At 65.4% G+C, this 19,805-nt stretch carries 18 protein-coding genes and 1 riboswitch; of the genes, 5 read left to right on the forward strand and 13 right to left on the reverse strand.

Going from position 1 to position 19,805, the window contains the following annotated elements; translation table 11 throughout:
* Positions 1–7 precede the first annotated feature (7 nt).
* The gene (locus tag AB7I51_RS03225) at positions 8–889 is read right to left on the reverse strand and encodes an alpha/beta fold hydrolase (RefSeq protein ID WP_428404264.1); all 882 of its coding nucleotides are present in this window, start codon (positions 887–889) and stop codon (positions 8–10) included.
* A 174-nt stretch (positions 890–1,063) separates the two neighbouring features.
* On the opposite strand from AB7I51_RS03225, the gene AB7I51_RS03230 reads away from it, so the two are divergent.
* Both AB7I51_RS03230 and AB7I51_RS03235 read left to right on the forward strand, forming a co-directional pair.
* Positions 1,064–2,029 carry an acetyl-CoA carboxylase carboxyltransferase subunit alpha gene (locus tag AB7I51_RS03230; protein ID WP_428404265.1) on the forward strand — a complete coding sequence of 322 codons (966 nt, stop codon included), beginning with the start codon at positions 1,064–1,066 and terminating at the stop codon, positions 2,027–2,029.
* 158 nt (positions 2,030–2,187) lie between these two features.
* Complete coding sequence (locus AB7I51_RS03235) at positions 2,188–3,432, forward strand: L,D-transpeptidase family protein (RefSeq protein ID WP_428404266.1); 1,245 nt, start codon at positions 2,188–2,190, stop codon at positions 3,430–3,432.
* Positions 3,433–3,682: 250 nt separating this feature from the next.
* Here the strand turns inward: AB7I51_RS03235 and AB7I51_RS03240 are convergent, their stop codons facing one another.
* The 12 genes from AB7I51_RS03240 to AB7I51_RS03295 form a co-directional block, all read right to left on the reverse strand.
* Positions 3,683–5,095 (reverse strand): cobyrinate a,c-diamide synthase, encoded by a 1,413-nt coding sequence (locus tag AB7I51_RS03240; protein ID WP_428404267.1) that lies wholly within the window; start codon positions 5,093–5,095, stop codon positions 3,683–3,685.
* A complete protein-coding gene (cobM, locus tag AB7I51_RS03245; protein ID WP_428404268.1) occupies positions 5,092–5,856 on the reverse strand; it encodes a precorrin-4 C(11)-methyltransferase in 765 nt (254 codons plus the stop codon). The genes AB7I51_RS03240 and cobM overlap by 4 nt, the downstream gene beginning before the upstream one ends.
* Positions 5,853–6,257, reverse strand: a complete 405-nt coding sequence (locus tag AB7I51_RS03250; RefSeq protein ID WP_428404269.1) for a cobalamin biosynthesis protein — start codon at positions 6,255–6,257, stop codon at positions 5,853–5,855. Before AB7I51_RS03250 ends, cobM begins: the two co-directional genes overlap by 4 nt.
* A 280-nt stretch (positions 6,258–6,537) precedes the next feature.
* Positions 6,538–7,740, reverse strand: coding sequence for a precorrin-6y C5,15-methyltransferase (decarboxylating) subunit CbiE (gene cbiE / locus AB7I51_RS03255; protein ID WP_428404270.1), 1,203 nt, complete (start codon positions 7,738–7,740; stop codon positions 6,538–6,540).
* A complete protein-coding gene (gene cobJ, locus AB7I51_RS03260; RefSeq protein ID WP_428404271.1) occupies positions 7,737–8,489 on the reverse strand; it encodes a precorrin-3B C(17)-methyltransferase in 753 nt (250 codons plus the stop codon). The genes cbiE and cobJ overlap by 4 nt, the downstream gene beginning before the upstream one ends.
* Complete coding sequence (locus AB7I51_RS03265) at positions 8,486–9,250, reverse strand: precorrin-2 C(20)-methyltransferase (RefSeq protein WP_428404272.1); 765 nt, start codon at positions 9,248–9,250, stop codon at positions 8,486–8,488. The genes cobJ and AB7I51_RS03265 overlap by 4 nt, the downstream gene beginning before the upstream one ends.
* Positions 9,247–9,879 (reverse strand): precorrin-8X methylmutase, encoded by a 633-nt coding sequence (locus AB7I51_RS03270; RefSeq protein WP_428404273.1) that lies wholly within the window; start codon positions 9,877–9,879, stop codon positions 9,247–9,249. The genes AB7I51_RS03265 and AB7I51_RS03270 overlap by 4 nt, the downstream gene beginning before the upstream one ends.
* On the reverse strand, positions 9,876–11,156 hold the full coding sequence (cobG, locus tag AB7I51_RS03275) for a precorrin-3B synthase (protein ID WP_428404274.1): 1,281 nt from the start codon (positions 11,154–11,156) through the stop codon (positions 9,876–9,878). The genes AB7I51_RS03270 and cobG overlap by 4 nt, the downstream gene beginning before the upstream one ends.
* Positions 11,140–14,634 (reverse strand): cobaltochelatase subunit CobN, encoded by a 3,495-nt coding sequence (cobN, locus tag AB7I51_RS03280; RefSeq protein ID WP_428406118.1) that lies wholly within the window; start codon positions 14,632–14,634, stop codon positions 11,140–11,142. Before cobN ends, cobG begins: the two co-directional genes overlap by 17 nt.
* A gap of 6 nt (positions 14,635–14,640) precedes the next feature.
* Positions 14,641–15,675: a cobalamin biosynthesis protein CobW gene (gene cobW / locus AB7I51_RS03285; protein ID WP_428405518.1), complete on the reverse strand. Its 1,035-nt coding sequence runs from the start codon at positions 15,673–15,675 to the stop codon at positions 14,641–14,643.
* Positions 15,672–16,334: a CbtA family protein gene (locus tag AB7I51_RS03290; protein ID WP_428405519.1), complete on the reverse strand. Its 663-nt coding sequence runs from the start codon at positions 16,332–16,334 to the stop codon at positions 15,672–15,674. Before AB7I51_RS03290 ends, cobW begins: the two co-directional genes overlap by 4 nt.
* 12 nt (positions 16,335–16,346) lie before the next feature.
* Positions 16,347–16,532, reverse strand: coding sequence for a CbtB domain-containing protein (locus AB7I51_RS03295; RefSeq protein ID WP_428405520.1), 186 nt, complete (start codon positions 16,530–16,532; stop codon positions 16,347–16,349).
* 51 nt (positions 16,533–16,583) lie between these two features.
* Positions 16,584–16,779: riboswitch (cobalamin riboswitch) on the reverse strand.
* A gap of 49 nt (positions 16,780–16,828) precedes the next feature.
* Here AB7I51_RS03295 and cobO point away from each other — a divergent pair.
* The 3 genes from cobO (at position 16,829) to AB7I51_RS03310 (ending at position 19,737) form a co-directional block, all read left to right on the forward strand.
* A complete protein-coding gene (gene cobO, locus AB7I51_RS03300; RefSeq protein WP_428405524.1) occupies positions 16,829–17,437 on the forward strand; it encodes a cob(I)yrinic acid a,c-diamide adenosyltransferase in 609 nt (202 codons plus the stop codon).
* A gap of 192 nt (positions 17,438–17,629) precedes the next feature.
* Positions 17,630–18,673, forward strand: coding sequence for a sterol desaturase family protein (locus tag AB7I51_RS03305; protein WP_428405521.1), 1,044 nt, complete (start codon positions 17,630–17,632; stop codon positions 18,671–18,673).
* Positions 18,670–19,737, forward strand: coding sequence for a DMT family transporter (locus AB7I51_RS03310; RefSeq protein WP_428405522.1), 1,068 nt, complete (start codon positions 18,670–18,672; stop codon positions 19,735–19,737). The genes AB7I51_RS03305 and AB7I51_RS03310 overlap by 4 nt, the downstream gene beginning before the upstream one ends.
* Positions 19,738–19,805: the final 68 nt, after the last annotated feature.

A 19,805-nucleotide genomic window follows, 5' to 3' on the forward strand; every position in this document is an offset into this window, starting at 1 on the left:
GCGACAGTTAAGGACATTTGCGGACGAAGTCGGCGATGCGCGAAATCGTTGGCTCGTCGAGTAGCAGCGGCGCATGCCCCTGGCCTTCGACCAGGACTTGCTCCAGTCGCGGCGCGCGCCGCGCCATTTCGTCGAAGACTTCGGGCGAGAGAATATCCGAATTCGCGCCGCGGATGGCGAGGATTGGAACGTCCGATAGCGCGGCGAAGTCGTCCCAATGTTCCTCGGGCGCAACGTCGGGCTCGACCGAATCGAGCGTATGCGACAATTCCGGATCGTAGCGCAGCTCGACCTTGCCGTCCTTCTCGATGAAGGTGAGACGCGCATAGGCGTCCCATTCCTGCGCCGAGACGCCGGAGAAGTCGACGCCTGCGGTCATTCGCATCAAGGCGATCGCCTCGCGCATCGTGGGGATCGGCGGCAGCCTGCCGACGTAACGCTTGATGCGCAGCAGGCCGGCATGTTCGATTTTCGGTCCGATGTCGTTGAGCACGGCGGCGCGAACCACTCCCGGCCGTCGCGCCGCAATGCGCATCGTATGCAGACCGCCGCGCGACGTGCCGATAAACACAGCTTGCGCGACGCCAGCATCGGCAAGCTGCGCCGCGATGTCGCCCTGCTCGACGTCAAAATCGTAGCGGCGCCAGTCCGGATCCCAATCGGACCGGCCGCGCCCACGGTAGTCGAGCGCCAGAATCCGCCGGCCGTCGGCCTGCAGCGCTCTGGCGACGCAGTCGAAATCATCGGCCGAGCGCGCCAGTCCCGGCAGGCAGACGACGGGCAGCGCGCGGGCGCCGTCGCCTGGCGGCGCGGGATAGTCGAGAGCGTGCAGGCGCAGGCCGTCGACGGCGCGAATGAAACGGCTTATCGGCTCTTGCGAAGACGCCATGGAACGACCATTCCTGGAATGCGGCACCTGCCGGTTCGGCCGCCACAATTACCTCAAGAAGCGCGCGCCGCAACTGGGCTGCGCGCGCTTTCGCTTCCTTGACTTAAGGGCCGGTTGCGGCGAGTTTGCGCCCGCCGGCAAGGGGTCTCTCTTTTAAGGAAACACGTCCTCTCGATGCGCTCCTATCTCGATTTTGAAAAGCCGGTCGCGGAACTCGAAACCAAGGTGGACGAGCTGCGCGCGCTGGCTGAAAACGGCGAGGCCGTGTCGATCGGCGAGGAGCTCGGCAAGCTCCAGGCGAAAGCCGCCAAGGCGCTCGCCGATCTCTACGCCGGCCTTACCCCCTGGCAGAAGATTCAGGTCGCAAGGCATCCGCAGCGACCGCATTTTTCCGATTACGTTCAGCAGCTCGTCGAGGAGTTCACCCCGCTCGCGGGCGACCGGCTGTTCGGCGAGGACGCCGCAATCGTCGGCGGCTTCGGGCGCTTCCGGGGCGAGCCGATCTGCATCATCGGCCAGGAAAAGGGCTCGGATACCTCGAGCCGGCTCCATCACAATTTCGGCATGGCGCGGCCCGAGGGCTATCGCAAGGCCGTGCGCCTGATGGAGCTTGCCGACCGCTTCGGCCTGCCGGTGGTCTCTCTCGTCGACACCGCCGGCGCTTTTCCCGGCATCGACGCCGAAGAGCGCGGCCAGGCCGAGGCGATCGCCCGCTCGACCGACGTGTCGCTCTCGCTCGGCGTGCCCAATGTCGCGGTGGTGGTGGGGGAGGGCGGCTCCGGCGGCGCGATCGCGATCGCCGCCGCCAACAAGGTGCTGATGCTCGAGCACTCCGTCTATACCGTGGCCTCGCCAGAGGCTTCGGCCTCGATCCTGTGGCGCGACTCCGCCAAGGCTCAGGAGGCGGCGACGAGCATGAAGATCACGGCCCAGGATCTTTTGAAGTTCGGGATCATCGACCTGATTGTGACGGAGCCGCCGGGAGGCGCGCATCGCGATCCGGAGGCGGCCATCGGCGCGGTGGGAGAGGCGCTCGCCAAGGAGCTTGCGGATCTGGCGAATTTTTCGCGCGAGCAGCTGAAACAGGCCCGCGCCGACAAATTTCTGGGAATCGGCCGGAAACTCGACGAGAAGCGTTAAGGTAAATCCCGAAAGATTCGTCTTGATCGGCGCTTACGCGCCCGATTCCCGCTGACGCGGACACGTTCTCGTCCCATTGTTGGTCTCTGGTGACCCACGCTTGGCGGCTTCGCATTCGAGGCCGACGCGGCGGCGCCAGCGCCGCCGGAGGGAACGTCATGAAGATTGGAGGCATAGCGCCGGCTCTGGGGCTTGCCGTTCTGGCCGCCTTTGCGCTTTCGGCCTGTGACCAGAGCGGTCTCGCGCATCGTTCGCAGGCGCCGATTCCCTATCAAACCGTCGCCCTCATGGAGCAGATCGGCACGACCAAAGAGGCGCCGATGCTGATCCGCGCCTATAAGAAGGAGGCGGAGCTCGAAATCTGGAAGATGCGGTCGGACGGCCGCTATGTCCATCTCAAGACTTTTCCGATGTGCCGCTGGTCTGGCCAGCTCGGACCCAAGCGCCAGCAGGGCGATCGCCAGGTGCCCGAGGGCTTTTATGCGATCGGCCCGGCGCAGATGAATCCGAATTCGAGCTACTATCTCTCGTTCAACGTCGGCTATCCGAACGCGCTCGACCGCGCCCTGGGGCACACGGGCGGCGACATTATGGTGCATGGCGCCTGCTCGTCGGCCGGCTGCTTTTCGATGACCGACAATCAGATCGCTGAAATCTACGCCATCGCCCGCTCGTCGCTTGCCGGCGGTCAGCGCTCAATTCAAATGCAATCCTACCCCTTCAGGATGACGGCGCTGAATCTCGCCAAGCATCGGCTCGATCCCAACATCGATTTCTGGAAGCAGCTTAAGGAAGGCTCCGACCATTTCGAGCTGACCCTGCAGGAGCCGCAAGTCGGGTTCTGCAATCGGCGTTACGTGTTCAATGCGGAAGGAGCCGAGCATCTCGATCCAAACGCCGCCTGTCCGCCGTTGCAGCAGAATCCAGAAGTCGCTCAGGCGGTGGCCGAAAGGCGCGCGCAGGACGAGGCGAAAGTCGCTGAGCTCGCGCAACGCGGCGTTAAGCCGGTGCGGGTCGTTTACCAGGATGGCGGACAGCATCCGAGCTTTGCGTCGCGCGTGTCCCAGGTCAGCCGGCCTGAGACGATCGTTGCGCCTACAGAAATCGACCTGGACGAGAAGCCAGGCTGGGGCGGCGGGCAAGCGGCGGCCAAGTCAGCCGCATCGCCGGTTGTGACCTCGGCCGCGGCGAAGGCGGCCGACAACAGCGGGAAGCCGGTGCGCGTCATGGCGATGGCGACGGCGCGTAGCGACCGCCGCGACATGTCGGCCCTCGCCGCTTCAGACCCCAGCCCGACCAACAGCGTGAAGAAGCCGTCGGGCGCCCATAGGGCCGCGCTGATGGACGACATTCCTATTCCGCCCGCTTCCATTGGCGTGAGGAGACCGTCCAGAGTTCATTAGCCGCAATCACTTTGATATTTCTCAATCCTTCGAGCGAACTAAAGCCGCGCCTTGGCGCGGCTTTCTTTTCTCATAAATGGTCGGGGAGTTGGCGTTAGGCTGCAACTTCACAATTCGCAAAATTCGATCTTGACTCTTGTGCGGCGCAGCAATATAACAGTGCGACGCAGCGAGAGTTGTTTCGCTTCGTAGCCCTCCTTGGGCGTTTCCTCCCTTGACTTGGGCCGCTGGTTCGTCCGGCGGCCCTTTTTTACGCCATCAGGTGGAAAAAGGAGCCGGAAACGCCATTGCGCGCCAGTCCCGCAGGGCGCGGCTCATCGCTATAGGCGTCATGCGCCAGTGCGAAGGGCGCGCCCTCTTCGCGAATAACGCTCGCATAATGGAACTCATGCCCGCGCAAAGGCAGACCGGCGGCGCCGAGCGGATGTTGCGCCGCCAATCTGGCGCGGCGATAGCCGAGATGGAGCTTGCGCGTGGCGAAGCTCGTTTCCAGTTCCAGCAATCCCGCCATTTCATGCGCGTCGCCAGCGGCGTCAATCAGCGCGCGGCCGAGAACCATATAGCCGCCGCACTCGCCGTGAACCCACCGCCGGTCAGAGAAACGCCGCAACCCGTCGATGAAGGCGCGCGCCGCCGACAGCCGGCCGGCGTGCAGTTCCGGATAACCGCCCGGCAGCCAGCAGAGATCGCAATCATCCGGCGGCGCCTCGTCGGCGAGCGGCGAGAAGAACAACAGCTCCGCGCCAGCGTCACGCCAGCTCTGCGCGAGATGCGGATAGAAGAAGGAAAAGGCGTCGTCGCGCGCAACCGCAATCCGCTGGGCAGGGGGCGGGATCACCGCGCCGCTTGTCATTCCCGACGCCCGCGAAGCGGGCGATCGGGAATCCAGAGCCGCGACAGGCGCCTCTGCCGTCATGCTGGATTCCCGAACGCTTCGCTTTCGCGAAGCGTCGGGAATGACATCGCCGGTTGCGGCGACAGTCGCGCACGCGACAATCGCGTCCACATCCACATGCGCCTCGACGAAATCCGCGAGCGCGTCGAGCCGCGCGTCGAGCTCCGGCGTTTCGCCCGCCTGCACCAGGCCGAGATGGCGTTCCGGGAGCGCAACCGACTCGTCGCGCGGCAGCGCGCCGAGCACTGGCAGGCCCAGCGCTTCGATCGCCTCGCCGGCAAGTCTGCGATGACGTTCGGAGCCGACGCGATTCAACACGATGCCGGCGATGTTTACGCGCGCGTCATGCGCGGCGAGCCCGCGAACGACTGCCGCCGCCGTCTGCGCCTGTCCGGAAACATCATGAACGAGAACGACCGACCAGCCGAGCATGGCCGCGACGTCGGCGCTGGCGCCTGTGCCCGCCGCGCCGCCCGGCGCGCCGTCGAAGAGGCCCATGGCGCCTTCGGCGATGACGATGTCGGCGTCTTCGCCCGCCCGCGCGGCGAGGCGCGCGATCAGATCAGCGTCCATCGCCCAAGAATCGAGATTGACGCCGTCGTGGCCGGTCGCCGCCGCGTGAAAGGCGGGATCGATATAGTCGGGCCCGCATTTGACCGGTGCGACGTGCAGACCGCGCCGCGTCAGCGCCCGCATCAGACCGAGCGTCAGCGTCGTCTTGCCCGATGACGAGCGCGCCGCGCCGATCAGCAGGCCGGGCGCGTTCACCTTTCGCCTCTCGGGCGAAAGCGTCGGTCATAGTCCGCGTCGTAAAGGGCGCTTTCGCGAAAATCTTCGCTCGCCAGCGCCGGCCCGACGAGAATAAGCGCGGTGCGCTCCATCGGCGTCTCGGCCGCGCGCGCTTCAATGTCGGCGAGCGTTCCGCGAACCATCCGCTCGTCCGGCCATGAGGCGCGATAGACGAGCGCGACGGCACAGCCGCCGCCGTAAAATGGCGTCAGCTCTTCCACCACCTGCGCCAGCACATGAATCGAAAGATGAATTGCGAGCGTCGCGCCAGATTGTGCGAATGTCGCGAGTCTTTCGCTATCAGGCATCGAAGACGCGCGCCCCGACGTGCGGGTCAGCACCAAAGATTGCGCGACTTCCGGCAGCGTGAGTTCGCGTTTCAGCGCCGCGCTCGCCGCCGCGAAGGCGGGCACGCCCGGCGTCATCGTATAGGGAATGGCGAGCGCGTCGAGGCGGCGCATCTGTTCGCCGACCGCGCTCCAGATCGAGAGATCGCCGGAATGCAGCCGCGCCACCTCGAGGCCGGCGTCATGCGCCTGTTTCATCTCGGCAATGATGTCGTCGAGCGACAGCGGCGCCGTATCGACGATGCGCGCGCCTTGCGGACAATGCGCAAGCACGCCCCCGGGGACGAGCGAGCCGGCGTAAAGGCAGACCGGACAGCGCGCGATGAGATCGCGTCCGCGCAGCGTGAGGAGATCGGCGGCGCCCGGGCCAGCGCCGATGAAATGCACGGTCATGAAATGTCCTCTCCGCCGCGCTTCGCTAAAGCGCAAGCGGCGACGGGCGTCGTGACGCGCGGCGCGACAAGGCGGCTGCTGGCGCCGGCGCCGACCAGCGCGGCGGCTTCAGCGACGCTGCCGACGCCGAACAGCGCCTGCACGCGCGGTGAATGCGTCGCGGCCGGCGCCTTGCGGGCGCGCAACGCCGCGAGCGGCAGAAAGATAAGTTCGACGCGAAGTTCGCGCGCGGCCTCGTGCAGGCCGGCTTCCTCAGCCTTGCTTTCGAGCGCGCAGAGCCGCGCGTCGCGCAGATCGACATTGTGAGTCTGCGCGACGCGGCGCACCAGTTCGACGATATCCTGCGCAGCGACGCCGCGCCTCGCGCCGAGGCCGAAGGCGTAAGTCGGCGCCTCGGTCATAGGCGCGCGCCCACCCTCTCCCATTGGGAGAGGGTCGGTCCGAAGGACCGGGGTGAGGGGTATCGCGGTGATGGAGTTTGGCCGCGCCGTTCGATCGATTGATCTTTGCAAATGATCAAGAATGGAAACCCCTCTCCCGGTCCCGCTGCGCGTGGCCACCCTCTCCCGATGGGAGAGGGTGCGCGCGTAATGCCGTCATTGCGAGGAGCGCAGCGACGAAGCAATCCAGACTTCGCCTCGCGGCCTCGGATTGCTTCGCTGCGCTCGCAATGACGAGCTTTCATCTCTTCACCGCCCGCCATTGCGTCACCGCCATCGCCGGATCGAATGTATGGAAGCGGCCGATTGGGCGCGCATGGGCGATCTGCAAATGCAATAGCTCGCCGCCCTTCTCGCGAAAAGCGTCGGCGAGAAGCGACTGAGTTTCGATCGTCACGGCGTTGATGACGATGCGCCCGAAGCGGGGCAGGGCATCCCATGTTGCGGCAAGCGTCGCAGCGTCGGCGCCGCCGCCGATGAAGATCGTTTGCGGCGTTTCAAGTTCGGCAAGCGCTGGCGGCGCTTCGCCATTGACGACGCGCAAATCGGGAACGCCGAGCGCGAGCGCATTGCGCGCGATGCGCGCGGCGCGCGCCGCGTCGCGTTCGATGGCGATGGCGCGGTTTGAAGGATCGCTCAACATCCATTCGATGGCGATCGAACCGGCGCCGGCGCCGACGTCCCACAGCAATTCGCCCTTGCGCGGCGCGAGCGCCGAGAGAGTCACGGCGCGGATGTCGCGCTTGGTGAGCTGTCCGTCATGTTCGAACCATTCATCGGGCAGGCCCGGCGCAAGCGGAATGACCGGCGCGTCGCCGTCGGCTTCGACTTCGACGCCGATCGTGTTGAGCGGCGCGATGTCGTCGAGGGCGAATGCGTCGGCGCACGCATGGCGTAGGCGCTCATGCGGCCCGCCGAGCCGTTCGAGCACATGGAGGCGCGACGCGCCCATGCCGCGCGCGGCGAGATGGCGCGCGAGACGCGCCGGCGTCGTCTCGTCCCAGGAGAGCGCGATGATTTTCGCGCGCGGCTGCAAATGCGGCGTCACGCGCTCGAAGGCGCGGCCATGCAGCGACAGCAGCGCGCAATCCTGCTGGCTCCATTTGAGCCGCGCCGCCGCGAGCGAAAACGCCGACGGGGCCGGAATGCAGAAAATTTCATCATGCGCGACATGGCGCGCGATGAGATCGCCGACGCCATAGAAGAACGGATCGCCCGAGGCGAGAACCACCGTCGGCCTGCCGCGCTGCGCGAGAATGCGCGGCAGCGCGTCGGTCAGCGGCGACGGCCATTGCAAGCGCTCGGCGGGCGCGTCGATCATCGCGAGATGGCGCGCGCCGCCGACAAGCAGCGAAGCTTGCGCAATGAGCGCGCGCGCCGCCGGCGACAGCGCGTCGGCGCCGTCTTCGCCAAGCCCGATCAGCGACAGCCAAGGCGCGTTCATGTCGCCTTCCGCGACGTATAGACCCAATCGCGCCCGCCCTCGCGCACAATTCGTCGCGTGCCGCTCGCGCCGATGATGACCAGCGTCGACATGTCGACCTTATCGCCCTCGGCTTCATCGAGCCGCGTCAGAATGATCTCCTCATTCTCGCGGCCGACGGATTTGGCGAGGCCGACGAAAGTGTCGCCGGGAAGATGGCGACGCAGAAGCGCGAAGGCGTCGTCGATGCGCGTCGGCCGCGCGCGCGACGCCGGATTGTAGAGAGCGATGACGAAGTCGCCTTGCGCCGCATGTTCGAGCCGCTTGGCGATGAGCTCCCAAGGCTTGAGATTGTCGGAGAGCGAGATCGCGCAGAAATCATGTCCCAGCGGGGCGCCGAGCCGCGCCGCAGCCGCCTGCATCGCCGACACGCCGGGCAATACGCGAATGTCGAGATCACGCCATTCGTGCGGGCCGCAATCGAGCGCCTCGAATACCGCCGCCGCCATCGCAAAGACGCCGGGGTCGCCGCCCGAAACGACGGCGACGCGGCGCCCTTGTGCGGCGCGCGCCAGCGCCTCGCGCGCCCGGTCGATTTCGACGCGATTATCGCTTGCAAGCCGCGTCTGTTCCGCGCGCTCGGGAACGCGCACGACATACGGCGCATAGCCGATAATGTCCTGCGCCGCTTGCAGCGCTTCCTGCGCCTCATGAGTCAGCCATCGCGCATCGGCCGGACCGAGGCCGACGATGTAAAGCGCGCCGCTCAAGGACGCCGGCCTCGCCCCGGCACCAGCGCCATCGAGAAATAAGGCGCGTCGTCGTCGCGCTTGTCGGCAAAGCGCATGATTTTCTCGCCGGGCATTGCGCCGCGTTCGACATAGATCGCGCGATCGATGACGCCGGCGCGGATCATCGCGCGCCGCAGCTTGGCGAAATTGCCGCCGAGCTTCATCACCACGGCGGCGTCGGTTGCGGCGAGACGCGAGGCGAGACTCTCTTCATCGAGCGTCGCCGGCAGAACGGTGAGAATGTCGTCGCCCCAGGCCATCGGCTGGCGCGCCGCTGCGAAACAGCCGGACATGCCGGAAACGCCGGCGCAAATCTCGATACGGAAGCGCTGGTCGAGCCGCGCGAACATATGCATGAAGGAGCCGTAAAGCAGCGGATCGCCTTCGCAGAGCAGCGTCACGTCGCGGCCGGCTTCGAGCACGGCGCGAATGCGCGTCACGCAGTCTTCGTAAAATCGGTGAAGCGATTCGACATATTCGGGCTGATCGAAGGGAATCTCGGTCGTCACCGGATAATGCAGCGCGATCTCTTCGCAATCCGGCGCGAGATAGGGCGCGGCGATCGCCCGCGCATGGCTCTCGCGTCCGCGCTTGGCGAAAAAGGCGACGACTTTGGCGGCGCCGATGAGGCGCGCGGCTTTGACGGTGACAAGCTCCGGATCGCCGGGGCCGAGCCCAACGCCGATAAGCGCGCCGAGCGCCGCGACGCCTTCACGCGATGTCGACGCGAGCGCGTTCATTCCGTTTCGCTCGCCAGCGCGTTGATCGCGGCGGCGGCCATGGCGCTGCCGCCCTTGCGCCCCTTGACGATCACGAAGGGAATGCGGCTCTCTTGGCGCAGCGCTTCCTTCGATTCCGCCGCGCCGACGAAGCCGACCGGCATGCCGATGATCGCGGCGGGCGGCGGCGCGCCTTCGTCGATCATTTCCAGCAGGCGAAAGAGCGCCGTCGGCGCATTGCCGATGGCGACCACGGCGCCGTCGAGCCGGTTGCGCCACAATTCCAGCGCCGCAGCGCTGCGCGTATTGCCGAGCTCCGCGGCGAGGGCCGGCACGCTTGGATCGAGCAGCGTGCAGACGACCTGATTTTCCGCCGGCAGGCGCGAGCGCGTCACGCCATGCGCGACCATATTGGAGTCGCACAAAATCGGCGCGCCTTTCTGCAGCGCATCGCGCGCTGCGGCGACGAAATCGGGCGAGAATTCGATGTCGTCGGCAAGCTCGACCATGCCGCAGGCATGGATCATGCGCACGGCAATCTTTTCCTGCTCCGGCGTGAATCGCGAAAGATTCGACTCGGCGCGAATGGTCGCGAAGGAGCGCGCGTAAATCGCGACGCCGTCGCGGATATAGTCGTAGCGAATGGTCATGGCGCGCCTCCGGCGGCGCGCGCGGAAAGTTCGCGGATGACGGCCTCGAAAGTCAGCGCTCGTAAACGCGGCGCGCCGTCGGCGCCGCCGTTCTCGATGAGATCGAATCCTTCGGCGCAGGCGAGCAGCGTAATCGGCGAGGCGCTTTGGCGCGCGCAGCCTTTGGCGCAGCCCGAAAGATGCAAGCCGACGCCATCGGCGCCGCCGATCTTTTGGGCGAGCGGCGCGAGATTCATGACATGCGCGCGGGTCTCGGCGACCGCCTGCGGACACTCCGGGGCGCCTGGACAGGCGATGACGGCAAGGCGCTGGTCGTCGGCCGCGATGATGAGGTCGTGGTCTTGCGCGCGCAAGACGACATGTCGGGCGGCATCTTCATCGGGCGTGATGATCAGCAAGGCGCGCCAAGGCGTGAGGCGAATTTCGCCGGTTCCCGCGCTTTGCGCAAATTCCGCGACCGCCGCGAGTTCGCTTGCGCGCCAGCGGCCGAAAGGCGCGCCGACGCCGGCGTAAGTAACGGTGCCGCAGCGCTGCGCGCCAAAAATATGCGCCCATCGCGCAGGCGCGGGCGTTTCATTGCAGGCGCGCATTGCGAGCCGCGCCGCGTGCGGCATCGCATCAGCGCCAAGCGCTTCGACCAATGTGCGGACGCGTCTGAAGGCATAAGCATGTTGCGCGCGTAACTCAACAAAGGCGCGCGCAAGGCGCAGCGCTGCGTCGAGCGCTTCGTTGACGGAGACGAATACGGCGCGATCGGGAGCGCCGGCGACGCGGATTGCGGCCTCTCCCTTCGCAGCTGCTTCGATCCGAATATCGGCTTCGACCTCTGCGAGCGACGGGGCGCCGCCATCGTCGAGAAGAAACAGAAATTTCGGCGGCAGGGCGCGCAGCGTCGCGTCGCGTTGCAGTACGGCGGCGAGTTCGGCGGCCATGGCGTTCGCGTCGAAGGCCCCGGGGGCAAGTCCGGCGAGCGGCGACGCGATGACATTGGTGACGCGCTCCGCGTCTGCGTTCGGCGCGAGCATGCCGATCGCTTCGAGTCGGCGCAGCGCTTCGGCGATCGTCGCTTCGCTGATCCCACGCAGCTGCAGCTGCGCGCGTTGCGAAAGGTCGATGAGACCATTGCCGCAGTCTTCGGCGATCCTTGCGATCTCGCGCGCCTGCGCCGCGGTCAGGCGCGAACCGATCGCCTTGGCGCGGATCAGCAGGCCGTCGCCGCTCGGCATTGGCGCGAAGGCGCCGGGGCACCAGCCCTTGATTTCAGGCCGTGGCGGCAAGACGCCCTCCCTCTTGGCGTTCGAATTGGCGTTCAACATTGCTTAAAGCGTCGCGCACGCTGTTGCGTTTCGTCATCCACAGGCCGCGCGCAAGCGCTTCGCTGAAAATGCGCGCGATCGCCTCCAGCGCTCGGGGATTTTCTGCGGCAATAAATTCGCGTGTCGCATCATCGCCCAAGGTCGCGTCAAAAGCGAGATCGAATTGCGCGTCGCTGATGAGGCCGCTTGTCGCGGCGAAGGCGTAGAGATTGTCGATGGTCTCCGCAATCTCGCCGGCGCCGCGATGGCCGTGGCGCATTTGACCTTGCAGCCATTGCGGATTGGCGAGACGCATGCGTAAAACACGCGCGATCTCATCTTTAAGCGCGCGTGCGCGGAGTCGCTCGGGCCGGGTGGTGTCGAGATGCAAGAGATCGGCGTCGCCGCCGAGCAGGGCGTTGGCGGCGGCGAAGCCTCCTTCAAAATCGGCGAAGGCGGGTCCAATCAAAACATCGACCTCCGCCATGTCCTGAACATGGATATGCGCATCGGCTGCAACGACGCGCGCGCTGAACACAGCGACGGCCTGCTTGCTGTCGCCGGCGCGATCATAGGCGTGACCGGCGGCGGAAAGATAGGCGCGTCCAAGATCGTCGCGGTTCGACCAGTCGCCGCGCAGCGCTCGATCGGAGACGCCGAGGCCGTATGTTCCATCGGCGGCGCCGAAGATGCGGCGCAGATCGTCTGCGGCCTTCAGCGGATTGTCCTCCGCGTCTTCGTCGAGCGCGGCGACGGCGCGCACCGCGTCATCGAAAAGCGCGATGAGGTTCGGGAACATGTCGCGAAACAGGCCCGAGACCTGCAGCGTCACGTCGACGCGCGGAAAGTCGCGGCGCGGCTGCGGCAGAATTTCGAAGCCGATGACGCGCGCGCTTGCCGTGTCCCAATGCGGTGCGACGCCGAGCAGCGCGAGCGCCTGAGCGAAATCCTCGCCGCCGGTGCGGATCGTCGCGCTGCCCCAAAGATCGAGCATGAGGCGGCGCGGGAATTCGCCATGCTGCTGCGCATGACGCGTCATCACTTCCGCCGCGGCGCGCCGGCCGATGTCGTAAGCGGTCTGCGTCGGCGCATGGCGCGGGTCGATGCAATAGAGATTGCGGCCCGTCGGCAAAACATCGGCGCGTCCGCGCGAGGGCGCGCCGGCTGGACCAGGCTCGATGAAGCGGCTGGCGAGCGCGGCGATCAGCGCCTTGCGTTCGGCGCGCGCGCAGGCGTCGCGTGCGGGATCGGCGTCTGAATTTTCTGCGGCGCGCCCGAAGACATGCAGCCCGTCGCCGATGCGCATCTCCTTCAGATCGCACATCCAGGCGTCGAGCCGAGTCAAGGTCTCGTCGACGGCCATGTGGCGCGAGACGCCGCACTCCGATGCAAGCCCGCTGCGTTCGGCTTCGTCGACGATGGCGCCGGCGATGAGTTGCGCGCGCCGCGCGTCGAGCGCGCTCGCGGTCGCATATTCGTCGAGCAGCGTTTCGATTTTCGCCGCCGCGTCGAAGAGTTCGGCGTTAACGAGCGGCGGCGTCAGGTGGCCGATCGTCACCGCGCCTGTGCGGCGTTTCGCCTGCGCCGCTTCGCCGGGATCATTGACGATGAACGGATAGATGAGCGGCGTCGGTCCGAGCACGACTTCCGGCGCGCATCTTTCGGATAGCATCACCGATTTGCCCGGCAGCCATTCGAGCGTGCCATGCGCGCCAAGATGAATGAGCGCATCGATGTTCCGCACATGCCGCAGCCAAAGATAGAAGGCGACATAGGCGTGGCGAGGCGGGCGCTGAATGTCGTGATAGGTCTCGTAACGATCAGTGCGCGCGCCGCGGTCAGGCTGCAGCGCGACGACGAGCTTGCCGGCTTCGAGACAGGAGAAGCGGAAGACCGCATCGATGACCGCCGGATCATCCTGCGGCGCCCCCCATGCGGCGTTGACGCTTTCGATGAAAGGCGCGGGGAGAGTTGAGAGTAACGCGCAATAAGCGGCGAGCGGAAAGTCGGTTGTATGAGCTTTTACTACCAGCGCGCGCACCACCCTCCCTCCGCAAACCGGGAATACCCGGTTTGCGCTTTCTGAATGGCCAACGTCGGCAACCGCCGACTTTGGCGGGGGGAGGGTCGAACCGCGAAGCGGTTCGGGGTGGGGTGAACCCCCACAATGCGGGATGTCACCCCCACCCGCGTCGCTCCGCGACGCGACCTCCCCCCTCAAGGGGGAGGTGGGGATTGCGCCAACGTCATATCCCGCCTCTTGCAGCGCCTCGATAATCTCGTGCACGCTCGCTTCCGCGTCGAGGCCGATGGCGTAGCCGCCGCGGCCGCGTCGCGCCGGATAGTCGGAGAAAATAAGCGCGAGGCTTTTTTCCTGATTGGGCTTGCGCCGCAGCCGCGCCCAGTTCAATGCGAGATCGGCGACGAAGCCGACGCGCGATGATTCCGGCGCATGGCGCGTCTCGCTGAATTCCGCCGCGAGGCGCAGCGGCGCCTCCTCCTTGAAGGAAATCGCGCGCGTGAAGATGCGTCCGTCGACTTCCGGGAGCACGACATTCATCGCGAGATCGGCGCCGTTCGCGCCCCGCGTCGAAGCGTCCCATGCTTCGCGTGAACATGTTGCAAGTGCGACCTGCAACACCGGCGCGTCGGCGCGATCGAGCACGCTTCCCGCATCGCGCCGCGCCGAAAAGGCAGTGGCGTTGAGGATCACGTCTGGCGCAAAGGTTTCGAGCGCTTGCGACACGAAGGCTTCGCTCTCGGCCTCTTTCAGGCTCGCAACATAAATCGCCTCGACCGCGAATCCGCGTTCGGCCAGCGCATCGGCGAGCGCGACGATCGGCGCCACATCATCGGCGAGGAACATGGCGCGATAGAAGACGATCGTCGCGCGCAGCGCGCCGCCAGTGCGGCAAGCGTCCTCAAAGCGCCCGGCGTTCGATACAGGAACGCTCTCCCGCCACTGCGTCGCATGGCCCGCAAGCGTCGCCGCATAGCCAAGGAAGGACCGCAGATTGTCCGGCCCGCCGTTCTGAAAAAACCGCCAGATGCGATCGAGCGTTTCGATATCGAGCGTCGACGCTTGTTTGAGGCGTGCATCGTCATGCGCGTCGCCGGCGATGATCGCGAGCGCGATCCCGTTCGCGCGCGCCTGCGCCTCGAGCTGCTCGACGCCGTAGGCCCAATAGTCCTTGCCGCCGAGAAGGCGGACGACGATGAGTTTGGCGTGTCGCGCGACAGTGTCGAGATAAAGATCGACGGAATAGGGATGCTTCAACTGCGCGAGCGAGGCGCAGCGCAGGCTCGGGAGAGTCGCGGCGTTTTGCTCATAGAGCCGCGCGACAAGGCGCAATTCGGAATCGGAAAAGGATAGAAACACGATCTCCGCGGGCGATTGCCCAAGGTCGACGGCGGCGCCGGCGTCGTCGAGACTATGGAGATCGCGCGGGAGGAGATGCATCGCGCCTCACTGCTGCGCCAGCGTCGCGATGACGGCGTCGCGATCGAGGCCCTTTTCGCCGATGATCACGACGCGGCTCATGCGCGGCTCGCCGGGCTTCCATGCGCGATCGAAATGATGCTCGATGCGCGCGCCGACGCCTTGCACCAAGAGGCGCATCGGCTTGCCGACGACTTCGACGAAACCCTTGATGCGCAGCACATCGTGCAGACGCGCCGTTTCAGCCAGTCGCGCAACCAGCGCCGCCGGGTCGCTCACGGCCGAAAGCGAAACGACGAAACTATCGAAGTCGTCGTGATCATGCTCGGATTCATCGTCGTGACGCGACGGACGGCTGGCGAGATCGTTCTCCGCCGCCGCGGAAAGGCCGAGCAGCACCAGTGGATCGACTTTTCCGCCGCTGGCGCGCACGAGTTTCGCCGCCTGGCGCGCGCCCCGCGTCAGGCGGCCCGCAACCTCACGTTCTTCATCGGCGTCGAGGAGATCGGTCTTGTTGAGGATGATAAGATCGGCGCAGGCGAGTTGATCTTCGAACACTTCTTCGAGTGGATTATCATGATCGATCGTTAGCGTGACTTCGCGCTCCTTGGCGATCGCGTCGAGATCGTCGGCGAAACGACCTTCCGCCACCGCCTTGCCGTCGATCACCGCGATGACGCCGTCGACCGTGAGTTTCGAGCGGATCGCCGGCCAGTCGAACGCCTTGACCAGCGGCTTTGGCAGCGCAAGCCCTGAGGTTTCGATGATGATGTGGTCGGGACGCTTCTCATGCGCGAGCAGCGCCTCGATCGCCGGAACGAAATCGTCGGCGACCGTGCAGCAGAGACAGCCATTGGCGAGTTCGACGATATTTTCGTCGGGGCAGTTCTCGACGCCGCAGGCGCGCAGGATTTCGCCGTCGACGCCGACATCGCCGAATTCATTGATCACCAGCGCGAGGCGTCGGTCCCTGGCGTTTTCCAGCACATGACGAATGAGCGTCGTCTTTCCCGCGCCGAGAAAGCCGGTGACGATCGTCGCCGGAATTTTTGCGCCGCTCATGACGCCTCACTTTCGCGCGACAGGAGCCGCCAGACGAGGCCGGCGAGCGCGCCGGCGAGCGCCCAGCTGATTGCCTGAATTGCGAGCGAGGAGGCGGCGAAGCGCGCCGCGAGTTCGGCGGGCGCGGTGCTTTCCGGCGCGGCGGGCGTCGGCGCGAAGAACTGCGGCGCGACGATCAGCGCGACGCCAACAAACTTCGCCGCCGCCGAGTCGAGCCGCAACAGAGCAAAGAGTCCGGCGCCGGTCGCGAATGCCGTCGCAAGCCACCAGATTTGGCGAGCGGCAAGATCGGTTTCCGCCATGCCGGGAAGCTGTGGGGCGAGGCCGAGACTCGTCGCAAGACCGGTCGCGGCGAAGGTGCAGGCGCCCCAAAGGGCGGCGCGGCGCGGCGCGATGGCGTCGCCCGAGAGCAGCATGGCCGCGAGCAGAATGAGCGCATAGCCGATCGAGACGGCGATCGTCGCGACGCTGGTCGCCGCGGTGCGGCTCAAGCCGGACAAAGCCGCGCCCGCCTCGGCGCCGTCATGCGCATGCTGCGCCGTCTCATAGACTTCAGCGGCGAGAATGAGCGGCGTCGTGGTGAGATGCTGCAGGGCCGCGACCGCGAGCCCGGCGACAAGGCCGGCGACGAGGCCGGTCGTCAATACGCGCGCGATCAAGCGCGTCGCGGCCTAATGGCAGGGGAAGGAGAGCGCGTGGCGCGTATCATGCGCCGCGTCGTGGACGTTTTCGGAATAGGCGAAGCCGGCGATCCAAACGAGGCCAAAGCCGAGAATAAGCGCGACGGCGGCGGCTTTCAGGGCCTCGGCCTTGGCGGGCGCGAGAGCGGCGGAATTGGCGAATGATTTGGCCTTCATATCGGTCTCCCTGCCGCCCCACCGGCGGCGATGCGATGCGCGCGGCGATCGGAAAAGATCGCCAAGACGGCAGGTCTCCTGGCTCCCGGGTCTTCGGACCGCGCCGCCTTCCCAAGCGTAACGCTCAGTGGCCGATGGCGCGGACCTTGCCGGCTACAGTTGCGGGGGCAGCCGCGGATAAGGGCGTAGCGCCCGCGCCGCGTTCCCTTTTCACTTCTTGCGAAGGACCGTCCCGATTAGTCATATGCGCGGCTCATGCTTCCGTCAAACGGGCAAAGGAGCGCCTCGTGACCGAGATGAAGGAAGACGACGAGGCGCGCCGCCACCGTCTCAAAATGGAGAAGCGCAAGGCGGTTCAGGACGCCGAGGTCGCCGGCAAGACCATCGCCCGCAAGGGCCTGCTGATGGTTCATACCGGCGCCGGCAAGGGCAAGTCGACCGCAGCCTTTGGCTTGGCGCTCCGCGCGCTCGGCCATGGCTGGAAAATCGGCGTCGTTCAGTTCGGCAAGGGCCAGTGGCGCAGCGGCGAGCGCGACATGCTCGAAAAGCTTGGAAATGTCTCCTGGCATACGCTCGGCGAGGGTTTCACCTGGGAGACGCAGGACCGCGCCCGCGACGAAGCCGCGGCGCGGCGCGCCTGGGAGAAGGCCCGCGAATTAATGGATGATCCGGAAATTCGTCTGCTCGTGCTCGACGAGTTGAACATTGCGCTGCGCTACGAGCATCTGCCGCTCGATGAGGTGCTTGGCGCGCTCGCCGCGCGACGCGACAGCCTCAATGTCGTCGTGACCGGGCGCAACGCCAAACCGGAGCTCATCGCGGCGGCAGATCTCGTCACGGAAATGACGCTGGTCAAGCATCACTTCGCGGCGGGGGTCAAGGCGCAGGAAGGGATTGAATTCTAGGCGTGATCGCTGGCTCCAAGCTATTGAATGCCGCCCTTGGCAGCGGCGCGCGTAACGAATACGCTTCTCAGGCAGTCGCTTGCGTGGTCAAAGGAGACGCGCGCCGCCAATGCAAGTTTTGGAAGAGAATGGGCGCCTCGAAGCGCGTCAATTTCTGCCGAACTCTCAAAATCGCTTGGACCGAAAAGCTCGATGGATATTCACGACGCGCTCCGCTTTTTCGTTGCGAGAATATCCAACGAGTTGTTTTCGGCGGGTTCGATTTTTTCGGTCTATTCGCTGGCGACGACCTTTGTCATCGCGGTCTGGGTCTTGACCCTTCGGCGCAAGACGCGCCGGGGACGCGCCAACTATCCGGTCATCGCCCGCGCCATCTTCAACAAGAGACTCCTGCTGACGAAGTCCTTTGCGGCGGACGTCAATCTTTTCGTGCTCAGCGTCGTTCTCATGCCCGTCGTCGTGGGCGCGCTCGTCATCTCGTCGAACGCCGTCGCGACGGTGGTGAGCGCCGCGTTGCAAAGTTCCTTCGGCGCGCGCGCGCCGTCCGGCTGCTGCGACCTGTCGATAAAAGTCTTTTGCACTGTCGTGCTGTTTCTGGCCTATGAGATCGGCTATTGGGTCGATCACTATCTCAAGCATCGGATTCCGTTCTTGTGGGAGCTCCACAAGGTGCATCACACGGCGGAGGCGCTGACGCCGGTCACCAATTTTCGCAATCATCCGATCGACAACATAATTTTCGGCTACATGCTGGCGCTGTTCATCGGCTCGGCGTCAGGCGCGCTGGCTTGGACGTTCGGGAGAACCACGGAATCCTTCACGGTCGACGGGAAGAACATCCTGTTCCTTTTTTTCCTCTGGACGATCGGACATCTTCAGCATTCGCAGTTCTGGATTCCCTTTCGCGGATTCTTCGGACATATCGTCCTAAGCCCCGCGCATCACCAGATCCATCACTCGACGGACCCTAAGCATTTCAATCGCAACTTCGGCAGCGTCCTCGCCGTTTGGGACTGGATGTTCGGTTCGCTCGAAATGCCTTCGGTGAAAAATCCGCGTCTCAAATATGGCGTCGAAGAAGAGGGCGTGGACCCGCATTCGTCCTTTGGCATATTGGCGATGCCGATCGTTAAGTCCGCTCAGGCGCTCTCGCGGGCGCCGGCCGAAGCATGGAATGCGCTGATGGAGCGCATGGACCAGCGCCGTCAGAGCTCGAAGAGCGCCGGCCTGCCATGAGCCGCATTCGCGCGGATCTGCTGCTTGTTCTCGCCGCTGTTATTTGGGGCACGGCTTTCATCGCGCAAAAAAACGGCGGCGAATTCGTGGGGCCGATCAGCTTTGTCGGCGTGCGGTTTCTCATCTCCTGCGTCGCGCTGACGCCGCTGGCGCTTTATGAACGCCGTCGGAACGCAGCGCCGCTGCAGAAAGCCGATTGGTCTCTCGCCGGGCTTATCGGGATTTGCCTCTTCGTCGCCGCCGTCTTGCAGCAGGTGGGCCTTGCCACGACGACGGTCACCAATGGCGGATTTCTCACCGCGCTTTACGTGATCTTCGTTCCGCTGTTCGTTTTTGCGCTGACGGGCGTGAGGCCGCGGCGGATCGTTCTCGTCGCCGGCGTCGTATCGGTCGCCGGCGCCGGGTTTCTGACGGACGGCGCGCTGCTGACGAGCTGGACGTCAGGCGACGGCCTGGTGTTGATCGCGGATGTGGCGTGGGCCGCCGGAATAAGTCTCGTCCCGGCCTTTCTCGCGCGCTGCGATCGGCCGTATTTCCTGGCTTTTGCGCAGTTCGGCCTTGTCGGCGCGCTTGGAACCGTGATGGGGCTCAGCCTAGAGCCTTTTTCGCAAGAGGGCCTGCGCTCGGCGCTGCCGTCGATCCTTTATGCAGGGCTTTGCTCTGGGGGCGTCGCCTTCACGCTTCAGATCCTGGCGCTCAAATATACGCCTGCGGCCGAAGCCGCGCTGATCATGTCGCTGGAAAGCGTTTTCGCAGCCATGTCGGGCGCCGTCCTGCTGTCCGAGCGCCTGACGGGTTCCGCGATCCTCGGCGGCGTGCTGATATTGCTCGGGGTCGTCCTGGTCGAAAGCGGACCGGCGATGCAAAATATTCGGCTGCCGCAATTTTGGCTTTGGCTGACCCTAGATCACGCTGCATTCAGGCGGACTCGCCTGAGCGTAGATAACGTTAACGATTCTAATGATTTAGAGCGCGCTTTACGCGAGGCCCCCAATTTTCCGCTGCGCGTTCTAGGACCGCAAAACCGAAATTGGTTGGCGCAAATCTGGAGCAAGGCGCGTTAGCAGCGCAGTTGAGACGCGTCAGCGGCGCAAAAACGCGGAAGCCGACGCTCGATCACCTCGAGAACGTC

The organism is Methylocystis sp. (assembly GCF_050246715.1).
GTDB lineage: Bacteria > Pseudomonadota > Alphaproteobacteria > Rhizobiales > Beijerinckiaceae > Methylocystis.

Excerpts from the sequence above, each read along its gene's own strand:
- AB7I51_RS03225 (WP_428404264.1), bottom strand. The coding sequence starts at position 889 with ATGGCGTCTTCGCAAGAGCCGATAAGCCGTTTCATTCGCGCCGTCGAC.
- AB7I51_RS03230 (WP_428404265.1), top strand. The coding sequence starts at position 1,064 with ATGCGCTCCTATCTCGATTTTGAAAAGCCGGTCGCGGAACTCGAAACC.
- AB7I51_RS03235 (WP_428404266.1), top strand. The coding sequence starts at position 2,188 with ATGAAGATTGGAGGCATAGCGCCGGCTCTGGGGCTTGCCGTTCTGGCC.
- cobM (WP_428404268.1), bottom strand. The coding sequence starts at position 5,856 with ATGACCGTGCATTTCATCGGCGCTGGCCCGGGCGCCGCCGATCTCCTC.
- AB7I51_RS03250 (WP_428404269.1), bottom strand. The coding sequence starts at position 6,257 with ATGACCGAGGCGCCGACTTACGCCTTCGGCCTCGGCGCGAGGCGCGGC.
- cbiE (WP_428404270.1), bottom strand. The coding sequence starts at position 7,740 with ATGAACGCGCCTTGGCTGTCGCTGATCGGGCTTGGCGAAGACGGCGCC.
- AB7I51_RS03265 (WP_428404272.1), bottom strand. The coding sequence starts at position 9,250 with ATGAACGCGCTCGCGTCGACATCGCGTGAAGGCGTCGCGGCGCTCGGC.
- AB7I51_RS03270 (WP_428404273.1), bottom strand. The coding sequence starts at position 9,879 with ATGACCATTCGCTACGACTATATCCGCGACGGCGTCGCGATTTACGCG.
- cobN (WP_428406118.1), bottom strand. The coding sequence starts at position 14,634 with ATGCATCTCCTCCCGCGCGATCTCCATAGTCTCGACGACGCCGGCGCC.
- cobW (WP_428405518.1), bottom strand. The coding sequence starts at position 15,675 with ATGAGCGGCGCAAAAATTCCGGCGACGATCGTCACCGGCTTTCTCGGC.
- AB7I51_RS03295 (WP_428405520.1), bottom strand. The coding sequence starts at position 16,532 with ATGAAGGCCAAATCATTCGCCAATTCCGCCGCTCTCGCGCCCGCCAAG.
- cobO (WP_428405524.1), top strand. The coding sequence starts at position 16,829 with ATGAAGGAAGACGACGAGGCGCGCCGCCACCGTCTCAAAATGGAGAAG.
- AB7I51_RS03305 (WP_428405521.1), top strand. The coding sequence starts at position 17,630 with ATGGATATTCACGACGCGCTCCGCTTTTTCGTTGCGAGAATATCCAAC.
- AB7I51_RS03310 (WP_428405522.1), top strand. The coding sequence starts at position 18,670 with ATGAGCCGCATTCGCGCGGATCTGCTGCTTGTTCTCGCCGCTGTTATT.